The sequence below is a fragment of the Paenimyroides marinum genome, from assembly GCF_900108395.1.
Taxonomy (GTDB): Bacteria; Bacteroidota; Bacteroidia; order Flavobacteriales; family Flavobacteriaceae; genus Flavobacterium; species Flavobacterium marinum.
Map to the genome: position 1 here is coordinate 20,005 of NZ_FNXE01000027.1, position 22,415 is coordinate 42,419.

Below are 22,415 nucleotides of genomic sequence, written 5' to 3' on the forward strand. Positions count from 1 at the left end.
TTTTATGTTGTGCGTTTTAATTTGAAAAATGTTGAATATACAAAAGTAGTAATTTTATTAAAACGGATAATTAATTCCGACATTTAAAACGGTTTTACTCAAATTCCATTCTTTAAACCATTGTTTATTTGATTCATTGGCAGGGTTATACGTTTTAAAACCGGCATCTAACCGAATGACAAAAAAATTGAAATCGTACCGAACGCCCAAACCTGTTCCCAAAGCAATATCCTGAAGAGATTTAATGCCGTTAAACGTCATTTTTTCATCGGTCTCATTATCTAAAGTATTCCAGATGTTTCCTGCATCGGCAAAAATAGCCATGTTCCAGGGACCGGTAACATTGAAACGATATTCTGCATTAAATGCCAATTTCATGTTGGCCTCGTTAAAATCGTTGATACCACCACTGCGTCCGGGCCCCAGGCGGTAAGATTGCCACGCACGGTTATCGTTTGATCCGCCTGCAAAATAACTTCGTGAAAACGGAATATTGTCGCTGTTTCCGTACGGAATGGCAATGCCGCCAAAGGCACGTAATGCCAACACGTTTTTATTTCCTAAGTCGAAATATTTTACAAAATCTACTTCGCCTTTAATGTACTGTGAATAGGCAACATCTAAAACGGTTCGTTTACCATTATCGCTTAACTTGCTGTTAGATTTTGCCAAAGCATTTAAAACATTTCCTGCCGATTCTATTTTGGTACGGAATGTAAAAAAATCCTGATCTTTGATATTAAAACGGTTAGAATACGTATAAACAATGTTACTTGCTAAAATAAGGTTGTTTTCTGTTAACCGCTGTTTACGTTCAGAAATACTGCGAACGGATTGATATTTTGGGTCGTTTTGTGCAATGTCCGTATTTCCGTTTAATACATCTGAAATAAACGCATCGGCACCACCTTCGGCAATGGTCAGATTTCCGTTTTCATCAAAATAATCCGGATTGGTATTGGTTTGATCAGCAAGGTTGTTCAGGTTATTATAAGACGAGCGATATACATTAAAGTAATTTCCCGGATTCATGTTACGAACAAACTGTAAATTAAAAACATCTAAGCTTAAAGTGTTTCGCCTTTTATAAGACCATGAATAGCTGTAAATTCCCGTAAGGTTTTGTTTGTCTAAACCAATGTTTTGCTGATTGAAAAAACCTACGCTTAATGTAGTATTTGGAAACGATGTACGATCTACCAGCCTGTCAATGATATTTGGAAAGAACAAAAAGCGTGGAAAGGTCAGTTTCACATCGGCTCCATATTCTAAAATATCAAAAAAGGTGTTTTTATTGTTTCTGTATTTTGCTGATGAGGAACCAATATTTCCACGGATGCTTACGTTTAAAACTTCGGCTCCTCTGAATACATTGTTAAACAGATACCCTAAACTACCTTCGATACCAAAATCCTGAATGTTTGAATGCGTGGCATCTATAGAAGGCGTAAACATAGCTCGTGGTTTGGGGTTTAAAGTAATGTTTGCTATGAGGGCTTTGCCTAAACTATCTCGTGTATCGGGTACATACTCAATAGATGGATATCTGAACACCTTTAAATTGCTTAACGAACGTGAAGTGATAGAACGACGCATATCAGAGAAATATCCGTCTTTATCGATAAAAATAGCGTTGCTTAGCACTTTAGGTTTGTAATTTAATTTGCCTTTGCTGTAAATATTAATGTTTTTATATTGAACAGAATCGGTAATCACGGAAGCATCTGAAGAGGTGTTGCTGTTAAAAACATTAACCTGACTGACTTTGTACAGTTTAAAAGGTTCTGTTCGTAAAGTATCGCCTTCTTTAATGTTTTTGTTTTCGATATTTAACAAAATATCAGTCGTGTGATTGTTTTTTAAGGTATCTAATTCGTAATTAATATACGTTTTTTGAAAATCGTAAGCACCATTGTTTCTAAAGAACGACGTAATTCGGTCGCGTTCCTCGTCTAATTTGGCAGCGTTGTATTGTTCTCCTTTTTTAATAATGCTTGTCCGTCTGTTGGTTTTATATAAAGAATCTAATTCGGGCGAACGAACAACTACCGAAATACTGTCATACGCATAAGGATTTCCTGTAGTGATTTTGTATAAGGATTTTACCTTTTTAGGTTGCAGGCTATCTAATTCAAACAAGACTTTGGTATTGAAATATCCTTGGTTAAAATAATGATTCCTTAATTTGGTTACCGATTTACTGGTACGTTCTTTATCGTAAATCACAGGAGCTTCGCCTAAATTTTTAAGCGTTCTGCCCAAACCTGAAACAAAAAAAGATGTCCCCAAGCGATCTACTTGTTTTGCTGATAGAAGATTGGTTAAAAACCGTTCGTTTTTTGGATGTTTATCTAACCATGCCTGATAGCTTGAATCGGGGTTTACCTTTGCCATATTATACAAGTGCAAGCGCAGGCGGTAGCCCAGAACATTGCTGTTGGGCTGTTGATACAATTGTGTCGTTATGGTTTCGCTGTTTTCTGTTTTGCCATTAACCAGAATTTTATTTTCCATTAACAAACGCTCGTCAACAGGAACCCTCTTTGTTAAAGAACATGCTAAAAAAATGCTGGAAATTACAGTAATAAATACTACTTTTGATAAATTATTTTTCAAAGTCATAACAGTTTCAACCGGTAAAATTACAATTTTTTACGAATGCTTACTAAAAACCAAATCAAATATATAACGCAGTTAAAGCAAAAAAAATATCGCGATTTAAATAAAATTTTTATTGCCGAAGGATTTAAAGTGATTAAAGAGCTGTTAAATTCTAATTTTAAGCTTGAGCAGATTTACACTACCCAACAATTGAAATTTGATGTTTCGAGTGCATTTATAACTGAAATTTCAGATGTTGAATTAAAAAAAATCTCCCTTTTAACCACTCCGAATGAATGTTTGGCATTGTTTAAAATGAAAGACGTTAATCCGCCGTCAAAAATTGGTTTAAAAGTTGCTTTAGACGATGTGCGTGACCCGGGAAATTTGGGAACCATCATCAGATTATGCGATTGGTTCGGCATTACTGATTTAATCTGCAGCGAAGAAACGGTTGATGTTTATAATCCAAAAGTGGTGCAGGCTACCATGGGATCGTTAACACGTGTAAATGTTTTTTATACCGATTTACCGAAATATTTAAGAAAATACGAATTACCGATTTTAGGAACTTTTATGGATGGTGAAAATATTTACAAACAGCAATTGCCTAACGAGGGAATTATTGTGATGGGCAACGAAGCAAACGGAATATCAAAGGAAATAGAACATTTGGTCACACAAAAAATAGCCATTCCGCGTTTTGGTGCATTACAACAAACCGAAAGCTTGAATGTTGCCACCGCCACCGCCATTATTTTGAGTGAGTTTAAGAGAAATGAATAAAATTGTATAGTTAGATGAAAATAGATAAATTATGAAGAAGTATATAACGATTATGATGGTTCTTTTTTCTTTGTGGTGCAATGCTCAGATAGAAGGCACGCATGAAGAAAAAGTGGAATGTATTATTCCTCCTGTGCTCAAAGAAGACGGTGAATATAAAAATCTTTTTGATTATGCGATAAAAGAGAAGGATTATACAATGTTGATAATATTAATTGAAAATGACCCACAAGGCGTAATTGATGAAATTGAAAAGGATAGTAGTTTTTCATACAGTATTTTTAAAGAAATCCCTTTAAGTGTTAAAGTCGATAAAGCTTTAGAAGCAATTGAAAACAATCCTTTAAAAGGTAGTATTTATAAAGATTTAAAAAAAGTTTTTAAAAAACATATCAAGAAACAAAAGATAAATTATGCAAGCTGATTCCTTGTATCGGGGCAAAGATAAGTTTTTTTAGTATCTATTAGGATATGGTTTCATTGTAAACAATTAGAATTTCCCATTTATTATTAACCTTTTTTATGAACATTTGTTTTCCTAAACCACATAAAAAGCCACAATAGTAATAATAAGATATGTGAGCTATGTTTTTCTCCTTGTTAAATATTGGAAAACTAATTGAAAGATGAGGAATATACTTATTGACTGAATTATTTAAACTATCTAATTCTTCATCGGTATTGATAGAAGTCAAATCATAATCGATAAGTTGATAACTTTTGATTTCTTCTTGTTTATAAAAACTATATCTTGATTTTTTTATTTGATTTTCAATCGAAACGGTATCAATCGCTCCAAAATATTTTTCTGCATGAAAGAAAAAATCTTCGCCGTCCATTCCTAAATCAAAGAGAAATAAGTTAGCTGTATTCAACATATATTTTGCTGAATCTTTTTTTATTTCAGGCATATCCAAAACAGCATTTATTACCTCATAAACTAAAGGATCAGTAATATATTCTTTTTCAATTTTTTGTATTGGCTTGTTTTCTTCTTTTTTATTACAAGAAAAAAAGGTTATAAATAGCACTGAATAAAGAATATATTTCATTTTCAAATCTCCAAATTATCTAATTTTCAAATTTACTAATTATCATTTTACCAATTCGTTATACAACCTTTCAAATGTTGCATTCAAATCATTTGAAAAACCGGGGTGTGGTCTTGATGATTGAATACTTGAACTTTTTACGGCGGTAATCCAGCGGAATTTTTCATCGGGTTCTAATTGGGCAATCGGTCCGCCGTCTTTAGCTCCGGAGCAGATTTTTGCAAACGATTCCAAATTTTCTTTCAGCTGTTCAATGTCAAATTCTTGACAGAAACTTCTGATTTTTTCTTCGGGAATCTGGTATTCAAACCGGATAAAACGTTTGCGTTTGCTGAACAAAATCAAACCAACATTGATAAATTCTTCGCGTTCAACCTTTGGAACAACACGAATTACTGCGTATTCATATACTACTTTATCTTGCATCCTGAGCCGTTTTTAGAAAAATATCGGCATGTGCCAATCGGTTTGACAAAAATTTAAAATAGACCTCTCGGATTTCATCATTCGAAGGACCTTCTTCCCAGTTTAAAAACTCGTCAGGAATTTTATTTACGATTTCACGCAACACATCATCGTTTAATTTTGAGGTAAATTCATTGTGTGCTTCCTGCAATTTGGTTGCTTTGTGAATTAGTGCATGATCTTTAATCAACGGAAAAGGCGTTACAGAAGTTTTCTCCCAATTGCTCCAGTTATGATGAAAATAGAACGATGCTCCGTGATCTATCAACCACAAGTCTTTGTGCCAAATCAAGAGGTTGGTGTTGCGAAAGGTACGGTCAACATTGGTAATAAAACTGTCCAACCATACAATTTTAGATGCCAAAAGTTCTTCGCAATCGTTGATAGCAACATCGTAAGTAATTGCACCGGACAAGTAGTGTAAACCAAGATTCAGCCCTTTGCTAAATTTCAACAAATCCTGAATTTCCTCGTCGCCTTCGGTTTGCCCAAAAGCTTCATCTAGTTCAATAAAAACCAGTTCGGGTACGGGTAAACCTAAATATTTAGCGATTAATCCGCCTAAAAGTTCAGAAATTAATGCTTTTACTCCATGACCAGCGCCACGGAATTTAATCACATATTTAAAATCGTCATCTGCTTCTGCCAAGGCAGGTAAAGAACCACCTTCTCTCAAAGGCGTGATATATCGGGTAACGGTTACTGTTCGTAAATTTGGGATCATTGTTTTATTTTAGTAAAGATATCGTGAAATATCGTTTATATATTTTTTATTGAATTCGGAGTTTGTATGCTTTTTTATTATTTTTAGAACTTCGAAAATCTTTCTTTTATCTAAGCTTTGTTCGAACTTTAAAAATTTTCCGGTTGCATAGATTTTATCATTGTTTGAAATGCTTATTCTAAACATTGTTCCTTCATCATAAAATTCAGAGTAATTGAGTTGTCGCACTGAATTTAAAAAATTCATATTTATTATCTTTTTCAATTCATTAAATTCTTCTTCATTTAAATGTAAAAGATTAAATTCTACATTAGGTTCGAGTTTATCAGAGATAAAACCACAATCTTCTGGAATAATTTGTAATTGAGATAAATCGCTAAATGTAACTATTCTACTTTTAAAATCAATTGTTATTGACGAAGGTATATGATATTGCATAGGATAAACATCAATCTTCACATAATCCAATTCAGGTTTGTCTTCTTTAGGTTGACAACCCAACACACAAACAATAATAAGCAAATAAAAATATCTCATAATTCGTTTTTTAATAGAAAGTAAAACTACGATTTTATTTCTTCTTTAAAACAAAATCCTGTTTCAACCACTTTTTGGTTTTTGCAGAGGGTTGGTAGTTGATGTGAAATTTGACTATGCTTTTCGCTGTTACTAATTCTTTATCGGTACACGCTTTGGCTTTAGCACCCATTGAAAATTTGCCTAAAAAATCAAGTTTTACGCTGTTACCGTTTGCCAAATGTTCCATTATTTTGTTTTGCAGTGCCACTGCTACCGCATAAATATCCGGGGCGGTAAGGGTGCTTTCTTTCTCGATTTCTTTGCAAATATGATCTAAATCAACAAGGTTGTTCTGTACCAATTTTAAAAAATATTGCGACTCTTTGTTGGGATGCAAGCTATTTTTGCGGTGCGATATAACGTAAGGTAATGCCATAACAAATGTGATTTGTATATTTTTATCTATATAAAATTAAAAAATAATCTATATAATTTGTAAATTTTATATAGATTATTTTATTAAATACACGTGTGCTTTTACTTGTTACAATCGGTTTTGTTCTTCTGTACCTTCTACTTTTTGGATTGATTTTACCTGTTGATTACCAAAATGATAACGAAGTGTAATAATAAATTTTTGAGTATCGGTTGAATCCATGAAATAATTGTTCTGGTTTAAGAAAATATTTTCAATATGATGATCGTATTAAGATACAATCCGTTCGTGGTGTTGGTTTTCAAGTAATTTTTCCAATAGTATAAACCTGAATTCGATTAATAACAGAACGTAAAAATGAGTAGCAACGTGGCTTTAGCCGGTTTTTTCATAGAGTTGTATGTTCCCAGGCTTTAGCCAAACTGTGTGGCTAAAGCCCTACTAATCTGCTTCTTTTTTAGCATCGGGTTAAAACCCGACGCTATTTATGGAGCTTGTGTATCAAAATCAAGCAAATAATAATCGAACTCACGTTATAACATAAAAAAACGACTTCCTTTCGAAAGTCGTTCTTAAATATATTATCCTTTAATCGTTTCCACGTCTTTATTAATCTTGTTAATCAATCCCATCAATACTTTTCCAGGACCAACTTCTGTGAATGAAGTAGCACCATCGGCAATCATTTGTTGTACCGATTGTGTCCAACGAACAGGAGCGGTTAATTGCGTGATAAGGTTTTTCTTAATCTCTGCCGGATCAGACACGGCTGAAGCCGTTACGTTTTGGTACACCGGACAAATAGGAGTGTGGAAGGTAGTTGTTTCGATTGCTGCAGCTAATTCTTCGCGTGCAGGTTCCATCATTGGCGAATGAAAAGCTCCACCCACAGGTAAGATCAACGCACGTTTTGCACCGGCTTCTTTCATTTTTTCGCAAGCTAATTCCACAGCTTTTGTTTCACCTGAAATAACCAATTGTCCAGGGCAATTGTAATTTGCTGCAACCACAACACCGTCAATCGACGCACAAATATCTTCAACCACTTTATCGTCTAAATTTAAAACGGCAGCCATTGTAGAAGGGGTAATTTCGCAGGCTTTTTGCATTGCCATAGCTCGTTTAGATACTAATTGCAACGCGTCTTCAAAAGATAATGTTCCGTTGGCAACCAACGCTGAAAATTCGCCTAACGAATGTCCGGCAACCATTTCAGGTTTAAAATCGGGTAGGGTTTTCGCTAAAATAACCGAGTGTAAAAATACTGCAGGTTGTGTAACTTTGGTTTGTTTTAGCTCCTCATCTGTTCCGTTAAACATGATTTCAGTAATGTTGAAACCTAAAATGTTATTGGCTTTATCAAATAGTTCTTTGGCAACTTCTGATGTTTCATATAGGTCTTTACCCATTCCTGAAAATTGAGCTCCCTGACCTGGAAATACGTATGCTTTCATATAATTGATGTTAGTTTATTTATGCAAAAATAAGGAATATTGAGAGATAAAAACGGGTAAAATATAACGTGAGTATTTTCAAATGAAACTATTCCTCATCAAAATCTTCCTCATCTGAAAACCAGTAGCTGTCTAACATGGTTTTATCAACAAAGATTTCTAAACGTTCGGTTTCTTGTTCAGATACGTATAAACGTTGTGTTTTGCCAATACTTTCAGACAAGCGGTACAAACGGGTATCGTGTCGCAAACGAAGCAATTCATCGGTATCGTTAATAACCAACATTTTTAGCTGGTTTACATCAAAACCGGCATTTCCAAACATAAAATTCAAGCGTTCGGGGGTACCAATTAAAACATCGATTCCTATAGAAATCTGGTTTTTATCTTCATCTAAATCGGTTTTATCGTGCGTCATAAAAATACGCAAACCGGTGTATTTTGCTAGTTTTTTAAACACTGTTTCCATTTGTAATGCCTGTGGTTTGTCCTGAACAATTACCAATGCACGTGGCGACAGCATAAAAGCTTTTTCCAACCGCTGAATGACCGATATAGCGATGGTTTCTTCTCTTTCTTCCTGATTTTCTATGATTAAAACCACATCGTTGCCCGATTTTATGGTTCCAAAAGCTTCTTTAATAACATTTGGAGCTTCGGTTAAACCGTTTTCAATTAAGGCTTGCTGTAATTTTGGATGTATCTTTTTTAAATTCATTTTGTTTATTTTGATGCAAATAATTCTACATCGGACTTAGATATTTCTTTTCCGCCTAAAATAATCAATCGTTCTACCACATTTCGCAATTCACGGATATTTCCCGTCCAATCGTATGCTTTTAAAAGATTTATGGCATCGGTAGAAAATGTTTTTTGTGCACTGCCGTTTTCGTCTGCAATTTTCTTTGTAAAATGTTCTATCAATAACGGAATGTCGTCTCTGCGATCATTCAATGCCGGAACTTTTATAAGAATCACCGCCAAACGATGGTACAAATCTTCACGGAATCTGCCTTCTTCAATTTCTTTACGCAGATCTTTATTGGTTGCTGCAATCACACGAACATCAACCTTAATGTCTTTATCGGCACCCACTCTGGTAATCATGTTTTCCTGCAACGCACGTAATACTTTTGCTTGTGCAGCCAGACTCATATCGCCGATTTCATCTAAAAAGATCGTTCCTTTGTCTGCAGCTTCAAATTTCCCGGCTCGGTCTTTAACGGCTGATGTAAACGCACCTTTTACGTGACCAAACAATTCGCTTTCGATTAATTCTGATGGAATTGCCGCACAGTTTACTTCTATCAACGGATATTGCGAACGATTACTTTTTTCATGCAGGTTATGTGCCACCAGTTCTTTTCCTGTTCCGTTTGGTCCGGTAATCAACACGCGCGCATCGGTTTCGGCAACCTTATCAACCATGTCTTTGATTTGCTGAATAGGTTCGCTTTCACCAATCATTTGATAGCTTTTACTTACTTTCTTTTTTAAACGTTTGTTTTCAACAATCAACAATTTATTGTCTAATGCATTGCGAACGGTTGTCAGCAATCGGTTTAAATCGGGCGGTTTTGAAATGTAATCAAAAGCACCTAAACGCATGGTATTAACGGCTGTTTCTAAATCGCCATGACCCGAAATCATGATAAAAGGTGTTTCGGGTTTTATTTTTTTAGCTTCCTGCAATACTTCTTCGCCGTCTTTTTTGGGCATTTTTATATCGCAAATAACTAAATCAAAATCATCGTTTTTTATTTTTTCTAAACCTTCTTCTCCGTCGGCAGCTTCAGAAACCACATACTGATCGTTTTCTTCTGCCAATATTTTAGATAACACTCTGCGGATGGAGGCTTCGTCTTCTATAATTAATATTTTAGCCATACTTAATATTTTAGCCATTTTACAAGTTCTTTCCAGGTTGGTTTTTTGCCGTACATTAAAATACCTACGCGGTAAATTTTTGAAGCTACCCAAACAATAGCTATAAAGGTAGCAAATAAAAGTGCAATTGAAAGTGCAATTTGGTAAAACGGCACACCAAACGGAATACGCATTAACATTACAATTGGCGAGGTAAACGGAATCATGGAAAAAATGGTTGCTACGGTTCCGTGCGGTTCATTCATTACGGTGAAAAAACCAATATAAACACCCAACATCAACGGCATAATTACGGGAAACATAAACTGTTGGGTATCGGTTTCATTATCAACTGCGGCACCAATGGCAGCATACAATGAGCTATACAAGAAATACCCGCCAATGAAATAAATCAGGAAGTAAGCAATCATGCTTAACAAAGGAAGTTTTAGAAACTCAGCAAAATATACTTTTACATTGGCAAATTTAGCAGTTTCCATTGCCAGTTCTGTTGTAGGTGTTGATGTGTTTAAACCAAATACGGTATTGGCTATTACTAATAAAATCATTCCTACAATTGCCCAGATAACAAACTGTAATATACCGGCAAAAGTGGTACCAATGATTTTTCCCATCATTAATTGTATCGGTTTAATAGATGATACAATGATTTCAATGATTCGGTTGGTTTTCTCTTCAATAACGCTGCGCATCACCATATTTCCGTAAATAATAATGAACATCATAATCAAGTAACCAAATGCCGAGCCAATAGCAACTTTCATTTCGTTCAGCCCTTTAACGGTTTCTTCGCCCGATGCTTTGGTTAAGTGCATGGTTACATCAATTTTAGATTGATCTAACAGCACCGTATCAATGCCTTTTGAACTTAAATTCTGACGCATTAATTTATCTGAAAGCTTAGATTCTACATCGGCAATGAAGCCAATACTGGGACTGTCTTCGGAAACATATTCAATCGCTTCTTCGTAATCTTTCAGATTTTCTTTTGAAGGAATAAACAAGATGCCCTCATAATTTGCCTGCGAAACGCTGTCTTTCAATATTTTTGGATCGATTTTAGAAACATCGTGGTATTTATAACTTTCGTTGCTTTTAAAATCGTTGACGAACATCCCGCTTTCATCGTGTATGCCAATATGTTTCACTTCGGTTTTCATTGAACTTAAGTATCCGATCAGTGCTGCAACTGCCACAAAAATAAGCGGACTAACAAAAGTCATCACTATGAATGATTTATTTCGAACTTTAGAAATAAATTCTCTTTTTATAATTAAGGATAAAACGCCCATTAGTTATTGGTTACAGTTTGAATAAAAATATCGTTGATGCTCGGAATTTTTTCAGAAAAATGTGTGATTTGCCCAAACGGAATTAAATCTTGAAGTAATTCATTCACAGGTTTTCTGTTTAAATTTACAGACAATTTCAGTTCATTATCTAAAGATTTAAAAAACGTATCTTCGATTTGATATTTTGCATTCAGAAAATCTTTCAATTGTTGTTCGTTCTGCGTATTGATTCCCAAATCAAACGTATTGGAACGATATTGTTTTTTAATATCGATTAAAGAGCCGTCTAATAATTTGTTTGATTTGTGAATTAAGGCAATTTCATCACAAAGCTCTTCTACACTTTCCATTCGGTGTGTTGAAAAAATAATGGTGCTGCCCTTTTTCTTTAATTCTAAGATTTCGTCTTTAATAATGTTGGCATTTACAGGATCGAAGCCTGAAAAAGGCTCATCGAAAATCAACAATTTTGGTTGATGCAGAACGGTAACCACAAACTGAATTTTCTGTGCCATACCTTTTGATAGTTCCTGAATTTTTTTGTTCCACCAATCGCCGATTTCTAATTTTTCAAACCAATATTTCAATTGTTTTTTGGCTTGGTCTTTAGAAATCCCTTTTAATTGTGCCAGATATAAAGCTTGTTCGCCTACCTTCATACTTTTGTATAAACCGCGTTCTTCGGGCATATAACCAATATGTTGTACGTGTTTTGGACTTAACTTTTCGCCGTCTAATAAAATTTCGCCGCTATCGGGAAAAGTAATTTGGTTTATAATGCGAATAAGCGAAGTTTTTCCGGCACCGTTTGGACCTAAAAGTCCGTAAATGCTGCCGTGCGGTATAGATAAAGAAACATTGTTTAAAGCGGTTTTTTTGCCATACTTTTTAACAACATTGTTTACTTCTAATATTGGGGTCATAATTTATTTTGATGTTATTTTTACAAAGCTACGAAACAGTTGCAAAAAAAACCCATCCTTGTGAATACAAGGATGGGAAAAATTGCTATGAAAAAGAAAATCCACCGTTTTATAAGTGTATCGCAAATCTATAAAACAAATTTGAATTATGAAAACATTTCTTTTACTTTTTCAAAAAAACTTTTGTCTCCTTTTTGCGGATGTGGTATAAAATTGTCGTCATCCTTCATTCTTTCGAAGAAATCTTTTTGTTCTTTTGTTAATTTTTTAGGTGTCCAAATGTTGATGTGTATTAAGAAATCTCCGTTTCCGTAGCCGTTTAAACTTGGTAAACCTTTGCCTTTTAATCGCAAAATTTTGCCAGATTGTATTCCTTCTTCTATTTTGATACGCACTTTTCCGTTCACGGTATCTATTTCTTTAGATCCACCTAAAGCAGCATCGGCAATGTTCAAATACAAATCATAATGAATGTTTTCGCCTTCACGTTTTAAAAATTCGTGTTCGATTTCTTCAATTACAACAATTAGATCACCAGGAATACTGTTTGCGCCAGGAGCTTCGTTTCCTTTGCCTGACACTTTTAGCTGAATTCCGTCTGAAACACCGGCAGGTATTTTAATTGATACGGTTTCTTCTGCAGTGATCATTCCTTCTGCATCGGCATCCTTTGGTTTGTGATCTAAAATCTGACCAGAACCATGACAGGTAGGACATGGAGAAGAGGTTTGCATGCGACCTAAAATGGTATTTTGAACTCGCATTACTTGTCCGGACCCGTTACAGGTTCCGCAAGTTTTATATGTAACACCGGCTGCCTTTACTTTGCGTTTTACTTTAACTTTTTTCTCTACACCGTTAGCAATATCTTCTAAAGTAAGTTTTACTTTTATGCGTAAACTTGATCCTTTTACACGACGTTGACCGCTACTGCCACCAAATCCGCTGAAACCACCGAAGCCGCCAAAACCACTACCAAAAATATCTCCAAACTGACTGAAAATATCTTCCATGTTGTTAAATCCGCCACCGCCAAATCCGCCGGCACCTTCAAATGCAGCGTGACCATATTGGTCATAACGGGCTTTTTTATCCGGATCGCTTAAAACTTCATAAGCTTCGGCTGCCAGTTTAAAGTTTTCTTCAGCTTCTTTATCTCCCGGATTTTTATCAGGGTGAAATTCAATAGCTTTTTTCCGATAGGCTTTTTTTATCGCAGCAGCGTCGGCACTTTTGTCAATACCTAATATTTCGTAATAATCTTTCTTCATCTTAACCTTTTATTGTCCGATAACCACTTTTGGAAAACGAATGATTTTATCACCTAATTTGTATCCTTTTTCAATTACGTCAACGATTTTTCCTTTTAAATCATCGCCTGCAGGAATTTGTGTAACTGCTTCTGAAATATCTGCATTAAATGCATCACCTTTATTTATTTCAACCAGACTTAATCCTTTTGCAGACAAATTGTCACGCAATTTTGTTGCGATCAGGTTAAATCCTGTCAAGTGTTCACTTTCGCCTAAGGTTTCCATTTGAGCAATGGCTCTGTCAAAATCATCTAAAACAGGTAAAATTCCTTTCATTACATCTTCATTAGCTGTGGCAAACAGATCTAATCGTTCGCGAGCTGTTCTTTTTCTAAAATTTTCAAACTCAGCAAACAGTCTTAAAAACTTGTCCTTTTCGGCAGCTAATTGTTCCTCTAATTGCTGTGTTTCTGATAATTTTTCTGCGGTATCAGCTATTTCGTTTTCAGATATATTTTCTGTATTTTGTTCTGTATCTTGGTTTTTCAATTCTTCGTTTTCCATTTTCCTTACATTTTACTAAATCACTCTAAGCAAAATTAAAGCCATAGTTGGTTTTTAGACAAATTGGCAGTTTTATATCGTTAATCTATGTTAAGAAAATAGTTGTTATTATTCATTTTAGTTTGTTGAATAAAGTTTTTAAATATATTTGTACTAAATTAAAATTAAAGATTATGAAAAAAAATGTAATTGCTTTAGTTGTATTAGCAGCTTTATCATTCACTGCATGTAAAAAAGAGAATGCAACTGTTGAAACTACTGATGCTATAGAAACTGCAACACAAACGGCTGATGCTGTAACATACACTACAAACGTAACTGACTCTAAAATTGACTGGGTTGGCGGTAAAGTTTCCGGAGACCAACATACCGGAACGATTTCTTTAAAAGACGGAGAAGTTTTTGTAACCGATAATGTTGTTACAGGTGGTAAATTTACAATTGATATGAACTCTATTAATGTTACCGATATTACAGATGCTGAGAAAAAAGCCGGATTAGAAGGGCATTTAAAAGGAGCTACCGCAGAAAACGCAGACCATTTCTTTAATGTATCAAAATTCCCGACTGCTACTTTTGAAATTACAAGTGTTTCTGAAGAAAACGCAAAACAAATGGTTGAAGGTAATTTAACTGTTAAAGAAACTACTCACGCTATTAAATTTCCTGCTACAGTTGTTGTAACTGATACGGATGTAACGGTGGTTTCTGATCCTTTTGAAATTGACAGAACAAAATGGGGTGTGAATTTTAACTCTGGCTCTGTTGTTAAAGATTTAGCCGGTGATAAAGTAATCAATGACAATATTAAATTAACAGTTTCTTTAAAAGCAACTAAATAATTTGGAATAAAAAAATCCCGCAATTCGCGGGATTTTTTTATTATATATAAAAGGGTTACTTCGCAATATTTACTGCTCTTGTTTCTCTAATTACCGTTACTTTTACCTGACCGGGATAAGTCATTTCGGTTTGAATTTTTTGCGAAATCTGAAACGATAAATTCGAAGCCAGTTCATCAGATACTTTTTCACAGTCTACAATTACGCGTAATTCTCTACCTGCCTGAATTGCGTATGCGTTTTTAATTCCGCCAAATCCGTAAGCAATGGCTTCTAAATCTTTTAAACGTTGAATATACGAATCTAAAACTTGTCTGCGGGCTCCTGGTCTTGCACCTGAAATAGCATCGCAAACCTGGATAATTGGCGAAATTAAGGCAGTCATTTCAATTTCGTCGTGGTGGGCACCAATGGCGTTACAAACTTCCGGTTTTTCACCGTGTTTTTCTGCCAGTTGCATTCCTAATAATGCGTGTGGTAAATCGCTTTCTGTTTCAGGTACTTTACCAATATCGTGTAACAAGCCGGCACGTTTTGCCAATTTAACGTTTAATCCTAATTCTGCAGCCATTAATCCGCAAAGTTTAGCAACCTCGCGTGAGTGGTGTAAAAGGTTTTGACCGTATGAAGAACGGTATTTCATACGTCCCACCATTTTAATTAATTCGGGGTGTAATCCGTGAATACCTAAATCAATAACGGTACGTTTACCGGTTTCGACGATTTCTTCATCTATCTGTTTAGCTGTTTTGGCAACAACCTCTTCAATTCTTGCAGGGTGAATACGACCGTCTGTCACCAATCTGTGCAGTGATAAACGGGCGATTTCTCTTCTTACAGGATCAAAACATGAAAGGATAATTGCTTCCGGCGTGTCGTCAACAATAATTTCAACACCGGTTGCTGCTTCTAAAGCACGGATATTTCTACCTTCACGACCAATGATTCGTCCTTTAACATCGTCTGATTCAATATTGAAAACCGACACGCAGTTCTCAATAGCTTCTTCGGTACCTACACGCTGAATGGTGTTGATGATGATTTTACGGGCTTCTTGCTGGGCGGTCATTTTAGCTTCTTCAACGGTGTCTTGTATGTAAGCCATTGCCTGTGTTTTAGCTTCTGCTTTAAGGCTTTCTACTAATTGTAATTTTGCCTCGTCTGCGGTTAAGCCAGCAATTTGTTCAAGTTTTTCTACCTGAACGCGGTGTAATTTTTCGGTTTCTTCTTGTTTTTTCTCTAAGGCTTCCAGTTTTACAGCGTATTCTTTGATTGTTTTTTCGCTTTCGTCTGCTGCCTTTTTTGCACGGTTTAATTCGTTAGAAATTTGCGATTCTTTGTCACGGGTCCTTTTTTCGGCTTCAGCCATTTTTTTGTCGCGCGATAAAATAACCTGTTCGTGTTCAGATTTTAATTCAATGAACTTTTCTTTTGCCTGAAGGATTTTGTCTTTTTTAATTGTTTCCCCTTCCGCTCGTGCGTCTTTTAAAATTCCTTTGGCTTCGTTTTGTGCATTCTTTATTATAGACGATGCGTTGTTTTTTTCCAGGTATTTTGCTACTGCAAAACCAATTACTGCACCTGCTATAATTGCACAAATAATTATTATTGTCTCCATTAGTGTGTAAATAGTTAATAAAAAAAGCTCACATTAGAAGAGTTGCATAAACTCTAGGAAAACAAGTTTTGAGCTATCTTACCGTTCAAGGATCCATTCAAAGATGGCATGCTTTAGTGATAATGCTTCGCCCATTTTAATTTGTTAGTGTTGAGTTTATCAAACAGGAGCTAATGTGAGCAGTGCTTTAACAACTTAAATTAAGCTGTTATTTTATATGATATTTTAATAAAATATTGTCTAAACTGTTATTAAATTCAATTAATTTTTCTTTAGAATCTTCTAAACCTTCTTCGTTTTGTATTCTGTTTTGCTCTACTTGTGAGGCAAACTGTAAGGCACAAAACGCCAGAACATCTTGTTTGTCCCGCATGGCAAAATTTTCTTCGAGCTGTAAGGTCATTGCTTCTATTTTTTTTACGGCAGCCCGAATTCCTTCTTCTTGTTCCGGATGAACAGTTAAAGGGTAAACCCTGTCTGCAATAGAAACTTTTATTTTCAATTTTTCTTCCATAAACAATTAATCGTTGTTTGTTAATTGTGCTATGCAATGATCTATTTCCCGAACTAATGAATTTATCTTTAGTTTTGTTTCTTTTTTAAAATCTTCACTGCCCAATAACGAATTTACCATTTTCAAATCTTCATATTGCTTTTGCACTTCAAGATATTGTTGCTTTAATTCGTTTTGCTGTGTTTGGTATTGCAGAAGCGTACTTTTTAATTGATTGTTCTCTTCTACAACTTTTTCCAAATGTTGTATCAATTTACTTAACTTCGTTTCAATCGATAGGGTGATATCACTTAGTTTTTCCATTATACAACCTTATTTATATTTACAAAATTACTATTCTTCTGTCGAAAATAAAAAAAAAAAATGAATTAAACACGGTTTATTTGTTTTAATTTAATTTAATAGCTTTGTTTTAAGTGATTTTTTTTTCATATCTTATTCTTAATTAAATTTTTAGAAATGAATTACAGATTTTTTTGCTTTTTCTTGATAAGTTTAAATTCATTGGCACAACACAAAACCATAACAGATTTTGACGTTCCCATAAAGATTCCTTTGTTGGTTGCAGGCAGTTTTGGCGAATTGCGTCCCAATCATTTTCATGCCGGAGTTGATTTTAGTGCAAATTATAAAATTGGCGACCCGGTATATGCACCTGCAGACGGAGTGGTAAACCGAATTAAAGTCAGCAGTTTTGGTTACGGAAAAGCATTGTACGTTAAACACAATAACGGTTACACCACTGTTTATGGACATTTAAGTGCTTATGGAGACAAAATTGCAAAATATGTTAACGATAAACAGTATGAATCAAAACAATTTGAGATCGAATTGTTTCCATTGGCAAAAGAACTTCCTGTTAAAAAAGGCGATGTTATAGGATATATCGGCAATACCGGTGGTTCGGGTGGTCCACATCTGCATTACGAAATTCGGGATACTAAAACAGAACATATTTTAAATGCACAGGCTTTTTCGCTAAAAGATGCCATTACCGATACAGAACAGGCAATAATTAACGGTGTGTATGTATATCCTATAACCGATGAAACAATAATAAACAATGAAAACTCGTTTTTTGAAATAGCGTTAAGCAAACAAAACAACAGTTATAAGAGCAATACCATTCAGGCTAAAGGAACTATTGGTTTTGGTATCAACACACACGATACACAAAACGGAAGTCGGGGAAAAAACGGAATCTACCGAATGGTTACTTATGTTAACGGAACTAAAAATTTTGAAGTGGTTTTTGATGAATTTTCTTTCGATGAATCTAAATATCTGAACCAGTATATTGATTATAAATATTATCAGTTGTCGGGAAACAGAATTCAAAAGCTATTTGTGGTCAATGATTTACCATTGAGTTTGATCAAAACAAAGAAAAACAACGGGCAAATTGTTGTAAATGAGGGTGAAGATTTGAATTTTAAAATTGAAGTGTTCGATGCACATGAAAACAAGCAAACAATCGAAATTCCTGTGAAATATTACGATTACCAAATCAATAAAAAGCCAAAACCTGACGGAAAATATATCGATTATTTAAAAGATTATGCTTTTGAAGAAAATAATGTTTCGGTAGAATGGGATGCGCGAACATTTTTTGAAGATGTTTATCTGAAAATTAAAACAGAAAACAACAAATTAACCTTACATAAAGATGAATATGCGGTTCAAAAAAACATCAGCATAAAAATGTTAGTTCCAGATGATTATCCCAATAAAGACCAAACGTTTATTGGCAAAACCGATGGAAAAAAAGTCAAATATTTTGATACGTGGAAACGTGGAAACGATTTCAGAATTCGCACCAAAGAACTGGGGACTTATGAGCTGGTTACCGATAAAGCAGATCCAATAGTTAATTTTGTAAGTGATTACGAGACCTTTACTAAAGAAGACGTATTGGTTTTTGAAATAGAAGATAAATTGTCGGGTATCAATACTTACAGTGGTTATTTAAACAATGAATGGATTTTATTTGATTACGATTATAAAACAAAGAAATTAATTCATAAATTGAGCGATGAAAAATTTACGCCCGGCACCAATACGTTGCGTTTAGAAGTAACTGACCGTGTTGGAAATAACACAACATTTGAACAAACAATAGTTGTTAACTAAATAAGATATTTTGAAAAAAAGCACCTATACTTTTTTATTTTTTGTGATTTCTGCTTGTGGATTTGCACAAACGGCTCATATTAAAGGCGTTGTTTTGAATGAGCAGAATGTGCCGGTACAAAACGTTTTGGTTCAGGCGCAGCATAAACAGGTACATACCAATACCAACGGATTTTATTTTTTAGAGGTAACTCCGGCAGAAAATATCAGCATACAGTTTCAGGCAGAAAATTATCTGCCCGTTACCTATGTAGAATCTTTACGAGAAAATCAGTCGTTTGAATTAAATATTCGTTTAAGCGATGCTTCAGAACAATTGCAGGAATTGGTTATCGATAAAAATCTGCGTCAGCGTTTTGAAGGCACAACTATTATTTCGCCCGATGTTATCCGCAGAATTCCCGGAGCCAATGCAGGTGTTGAAAATATTTTAAAAACACTTCCGGGCGTTTATTCAAACAACGAACTTTCAACTCAATATGCGGTTCGTGGTGGAAATTACGATGAAAACATGGTTTATGTAAACGAAATAGAAGTGTATCGACCATTTTTAATTCGCTCGGGTCAGCAGGAAGGATTAAGTTTTACCAATACGTCTATGACCGATAAAGTCGATTTTTCGTCAGGTGGTTATCAGGCAAAATACGGCGATAAAATGTCATCGGTTTTAGATATAACCTATCGCAAGCCTACACAATTTGGCGGACAGTTAGATGCCAGTATTCTTGGTGGTGGCGTTACGGTTGATTTGGCATCAAAAGATCAAAAATGGACAGCCATTACAGGTTTTCGTTACCGAAACAATGCCTTGCTGGTAAAATCACAAGATGTAGAAGTTGATTACAAACCTCGTTATTTAGATGCGCAATCGTTAATAACCTTTCAGCCGTCGGCAAAGTGGGAGTGGAGTCTGCTTTTAAACGCTTCAAAAAATGTATATGAATATACGCCTCTGGTAAAACGTACAAAATTCGGAACCATTGGTGATGCAAAAGAAATGTCGGTTTATTACGAAGGTTCAGAAATAGATCAGTACCAAACCTATTTTGGGGCATTAAAAGGTGTATTCAAGCCCAATTTAGAAAACAGTTATAAGGTAATCGCATCGGCATATCACACCAAAGAAGAAGAATATTACGATATTTGGGGGCAATACGCCATGGGAAATGTAAGTGGAGATTTAGGCGGAAATGCCGGCGAAGTTGAATACACCGTAGGCTTGGGTTCACAGTTGAATCACGGTAGAAATAATTATGATGCCTTAATTGTCAGTGCTGAAGTAAAAGGCCAGCATAAAAGAGGCGAAAACGAGATAGAATGGGGCGTGCGTTATGTTAGCGAAGATGTACGTGATCGTTTGGTAGAATGGGAAATGGTTGATTCTGCCGGGTTTTCGTTAGCACATCCGTATTTTTCCACACCCAATAACCAACCGTATGAACCTTATCAAGGCGAATTGTTGCCGTATCAAAATGTTCGGGCAACAAATTTTGTAAAAATCAATCGTTTAAACGGTTTTGCACAATGGAGTAAGCGCGGGGCAATTGGTGAACACGAAACCTTTGTCAATATTGGTGTTAGAGGTCATTACTGGAATGTTGATGCAGAAGGATACGAAACATCAGATGCACAGTTTACAATCAGTCCGCGGGCACAGTTTGCCATAAAACCCAATTGGGATAATACCGATATGGTTTTTCGCTTGTCGGGTGGCTTGTATCATCAGCCACCAAGCTATCGCGAACTGCGGGCAATGGACGGATCGATTAATCCTGATGTAAAAGCACAGCAAGCTGTTCACGTGGTTTTATCGAATGATTACAGCTTTAAAATAAAAGAAACGCCATTTAAACTGTTTACCGAATTGTATTATAAAAATATGTCTAACGTAAACACCTATACATTAGAAAACGTGCGTATTCGTTATAGAGCAGACAACAATGCAGAGGCTTATGTTTACGGAGCAGACGTACGATTGAATGGAGAAATTGTTCCGGGAATCGAATCGTGGTTTTCTGTGGGATATTTAAAAACCGAAGAAAATTATAACAACAAAGGATTTATTGCTCGCCCAACCGATCAGCGTTTAAAATTAGGATTGATGTTTCAGGATTATATGCCTGCCATACCCAACTTAAAACTCTATTTAAATCAGGTGTATAACACGGGATTACCTGGTGGATCACCATCGTATGTAGATCCGTATGATTATCAGATCCGTTTGAAAAATTATATGAGAACCGATGCCGGTTTTTCTTATATTTTTAAGGATCAAACCTTTACTTCAGATAAAAAATGGTTACAGCCTTTTGAAGAAGTTGCGGTAGGTTTTGAAATTTACAATCTTTTCAATAACGAAAATGCCATTACCAATACCTGGGTACGCGATGTGTATTCAAAAGTAATGTATGCCATTCCCAACCGAATGACCATGCGAACTTTTAATTTAAAGCTAAATATGCGTTGGTAAAGCTGAAAAATCTTTATATTTGAAGATAGATTTGAAACTTATGAAGTCATATATAACCCTTTTAACCGTTAGTTTAGCTGTTTTTGTTTCGTGTAAAGAAAAAGCAGAAACACCTAAAGTTATTTATGAAGCCGAACAAAAAACACCGGAAGTCAGCTATCAAAAAATAGATTCTACTGAAATTAATATTGCCGATTTGCCGATAAAATTCAACGGAACAAATTATTTGATACATCCGGTGGGCAATGTACGCATTTACAATACCGGTTCAACGCGTTCGGGCAGTTCAAAAATCAACAGTCAGGTAAGTTATAAGATTTCAAATTATTCTACACCTGAAATTACGGGATTTATAACCAATATTATGTTTCAGCATAAAGATTCGTTAGATTTAAAACCTTTGACAACCAATAAAATGCAGATCTCATCAATCAATTATTTAGATGAACTGGCATTAAAAACAAACAAGCAATTATTGGTTTATACGTTGGTTGATGTGGATACCAATAAAGATGGCAGATACGACGATAATGATATTAAAACGCTGTATCTATCAAACATTAACGGAACAAAATTTACCAAGTTAACGCCTACTTATCACGAATTACTTGATTGGCAGGTTATTGACGATAAATTGTATTTTAGATCTATAGAAGATATCAACAAAAATGGCGAATTTGATTCTAAAGATGCGATACATTATTCTTTTGTGAACTTATTAAGTGAAGATTGGAAACCGGAAACCTATAATCCTTTAAAATAAATAAAAAGAGGCTGTCTAAAAAAGACAGCTTTTTTTATTTATTTTGGTTTCAGCCTTTTCTCCAATCATTTTTTAGCAAGGTTTTCATGCTCTATATTCTCTTTTATAGACCGTTGCCCGTT

22 protein-coding genes and 1 other RNA gene are annotated in these 22,415 nt (G+C 35.0%); 6 read left to right on the top strand and 17 right to left on the bottom strand.

What is annotated here, in order from left to right; all coding sequences use genetic code 11:
* Nucleotides 1-57: 57 nt before the first annotated feature.
* Complete coding sequence (gene tamL, locus BLW20_RS09680) at nucleotides 58-2,616, bottom strand: translocation and assembly module lipoprotein TamL (RefSeq protein ID WP_245725306.1); 2,559 nt, start codon at nucleotides 2,614-2,616, stop codon at nucleotides 58-60.
* Between the two features lie 42 nt (nucleotides 2,617-2,658).
* On the opposite strand from tamL, the gene BLW20_RS09685 reads away from it, so the two are divergent.
* Both BLW20_RS09685 and BLW20_RS09690 read left to right on the top strand, forming a co-directional pair.
* A complete protein-coding gene (locus BLW20_RS09685) occupies nucleotides 2,659-3,387 on the top strand; it encodes a TrmH family RNA methyltransferase (RefSeq protein WP_091099757.1) in 729 nt (242 codons plus the stop codon).
* Between the two features lie 31 nt (nucleotides 3,388-3,418).
* Complete coding sequence (locus BLW20_RS09690; protein ID WP_091099758.1) at nucleotides 3,419-3,811, top strand: hypothetical protein; 393 nt, start codon at nucleotides 3,419-3,421, stop codon at nucleotides 3,809-3,811.
* A 40-nt stretch (nucleotides 3,812-3,851) separates the two neighbouring features.
* Here the strand turns inward: BLW20_RS09690 and BLW20_RS09695 are convergent, their stop codons facing one another.
* The 12 genes from BLW20_RS09695 to BLW20_RS09750 form a co-directional block, all read right to left on the bottom strand.
* Entirely contained in the window at nucleotides 3,852-4,439 is a 588-nt protein-coding gene (locus BLW20_RS09695) for a hypothetical protein (protein ID WP_091099760.1), read from the bottom strand.
* A 42-nt stretch (nucleotides 4,440-4,481) separates the two neighbouring features.
* On the bottom strand, nucleotides 4,482-4,865 hold the full coding sequence (locus BLW20_RS09700) for a DUF3037 domain-containing protein (protein ID WP_091099766.1): 384 nt from the start codon (nucleotides 4,863-4,865) through the stop codon (nucleotides 4,482-4,484).
* Nucleotides 4,855-5,628 (bottom strand): HipA family kinase, encoded by a 774-nt coding sequence (locus BLW20_RS09705; RefSeq protein WP_091099769.1) that lies wholly within the window; start codon nucleotides 5,626-5,628, stop codon nucleotides 4,855-4,857. Before BLW20_RS09705 ends, BLW20_RS09700 begins: the two co-directional genes overlap by 11 nt.
* A gap of 9 nt (nucleotides 5,629-5,637) precedes the next feature.
* On the bottom strand, nucleotides 5,638-6,165 hold the full coding sequence (locus BLW20_RS09710; protein WP_143037770.1) for a hypothetical protein: 528 nt from the start codon (nucleotides 6,163-6,165) through the stop codon (nucleotides 5,638-5,640).
* 34 nt (nucleotides 6,166-6,199) lie between these two features.
* The gene (locus BLW20_RS09715) at nucleotides 6,200-6,583 is read right to left on the bottom strand and encodes an HU family DNA-binding protein (RefSeq protein WP_091099774.1); all 384 of its coding nucleotides are present in this window, start codon (nucleotides 6,581-6,583) and stop codon (nucleotides 6,200-6,202) included.
* 581 nt (nucleotides 6,584-7,164) lie between these two features.
* Nucleotides 7,165-8,037, bottom strand: a complete 873-nt coding sequence (gene fabD / locus BLW20_RS09720) for an ACP S-malonyltransferase (protein ID WP_091099778.1) — start codon at nucleotides 8,035-8,037, stop codon at nucleotides 7,165-7,167.
* Nucleotides 8,038-8,125: 88 nt separating this feature from the next.
* Nucleotides 8,126-8,755, bottom strand: coding sequence for a DEAD/DEAH box helicase (locus tag BLW20_RS09725; protein ID WP_091099782.1), 630 nt, complete (start codon nucleotides 8,753-8,755; stop codon nucleotides 8,126-8,128).
* Nucleotides 8,756-8,760: 5 nt separating this feature from the next.
* A complete protein-coding gene (locus tag BLW20_RS09730) occupies nucleotides 8,761-9,924 on the bottom strand; it encodes a sigma-54-dependent transcriptional regulator (protein ID WP_091099847.1) in 1,164 nt (387 codons plus the stop codon).
* Nucleotides 9,925-9,926: 2 nt separating this feature from the next.
* Nucleotides 9,927-11,216, bottom strand: a complete 1,290-nt coding sequence (locus tag BLW20_RS09735; protein ID WP_091099785.1) for an ABC transporter permease — start codon at nucleotides 11,214-11,216, stop codon at nucleotides 9,927-9,929.
* Nucleotides 11,216-12,139: an ABC transporter ATP-binding protein gene (locus BLW20_RS09740; protein ID WP_091099789.1), complete on the bottom strand. Its 924-nt coding sequence runs from the start codon at nucleotides 12,137-12,139 to the stop codon at nucleotides 11,216-11,218. The genes BLW20_RS09735 and BLW20_RS09740 overlap by 1 nt, the downstream gene beginning before the upstream one ends.
* 146 nt (nucleotides 12,140-12,285) lie before the next feature.
* Nucleotides 12,286-13,410: a molecular chaperone DnaJ gene (gene dnaJ / locus BLW20_RS09745; RefSeq protein ID WP_091099792.1), complete on the bottom strand. Its 1,125-nt coding sequence runs from the start codon at nucleotides 13,408-13,410 to the stop codon at nucleotides 12,286-12,288.
* A gap of 9 nt (nucleotides 13,411-13,419) precedes the next feature.
* Entirely contained in the window at nucleotides 13,420-13,956 is a 537-nt protein-coding gene (locus tag BLW20_RS09750) for a nucleotide exchange factor GrpE (RefSeq protein WP_091099796.1), read from the bottom strand.
* A gap of 173 nt (nucleotides 13,957-14,129) precedes the next feature.
* On the opposite strand from BLW20_RS09750, the gene BLW20_RS09755 reads away from it, so the two are divergent.
* Complete coding sequence (locus BLW20_RS09755) at nucleotides 14,130-14,798, top strand: YceI family protein (RefSeq protein WP_091099800.1); 669 nt, start codon at nucleotides 14,130-14,132, stop codon at nucleotides 14,796-14,798.
* Between the two features lie 55 nt (nucleotides 14,799-14,853).
* Here the strand turns inward: BLW20_RS09755 and rny are convergent, their stop codons facing one another.
* The 4 genes from rny to BLW20_RS09775 form a co-directional block, all read right to left on the bottom strand.
* Nucleotides 14,854-16,416, bottom strand: a complete 1,563-nt coding sequence (rny, locus tag BLW20_RS09760; protein ID WP_091099804.1) for a ribonuclease Y — start codon at nucleotides 16,414-16,416, stop codon at nucleotides 14,854-14,856.
* A 48-nt stretch (nucleotides 16,417-16,464) separates the two neighbouring features.
* Nucleotides 16,465-16,572: non-coding RNA, 6S RNA (ssrS, locus tag BLW20_RS09765), on the bottom strand.
* Nucleotides 16,573-16,624: 52 nt separating this feature from the next.
* Entirely contained in the window at nucleotides 16,625-16,930 is a 306-nt protein-coding gene (locus tag BLW20_RS09770; protein ID WP_091099807.1) for a cell division protein ZapA, read from the bottom strand.
* A gap of 6 nt (nucleotides 16,931-16,936) precedes the next feature.
* Nucleotides 16,937-17,233 carry a hypothetical protein gene (locus BLW20_RS09775; protein WP_091099810.1) on the bottom strand — a complete coding sequence of 99 codons (297 nt, stop codon included), beginning with the start codon at nucleotides 17,231-17,233 and terminating at the stop codon, nucleotides 16,937-16,939.
* Between the two features lie 156 nt (nucleotides 17,234-17,389).
* On the opposite strand from BLW20_RS09775, the gene BLW20_RS09780 reads away from it, so the two are divergent.
* From BLW20_RS09780 to BLW20_RS09790, 3 genes are read left to right on the top strand one after another with little or no spacing between them, the layout of a single operon-like run.
* Nucleotides 17,390-19,060 (top strand): M23 family metallopeptidase, encoded by a 1,671-nt coding sequence (locus BLW20_RS09780; RefSeq protein WP_091099814.1) that lies wholly within the window; start codon nucleotides 17,390-17,392, stop codon nucleotides 19,058-19,060.
* Nucleotides 19,061-19,070: 10 nt separating this feature from the next.
* Nucleotides 19,071-21,530 (top strand): TonB-dependent receptor, encoded by a 2,460-nt coding sequence (locus BLW20_RS09785; RefSeq protein ID WP_245725307.1) that lies wholly within the window; start codon nucleotides 19,071-19,073, stop codon nucleotides 21,528-21,530.
* Between the two features lie 40 nt (nucleotides 21,531-21,570).
* Nucleotides 21,571-22,293 (top strand): hypothetical protein, encoded by a 723-nt coding sequence (locus BLW20_RS09790; RefSeq protein WP_091099817.1) that lies wholly within the window; start codon nucleotides 21,571-21,573, stop codon nucleotides 22,291-22,293.
* Nucleotides 22,294-22,415 lie beyond the last annotated feature (122 nt).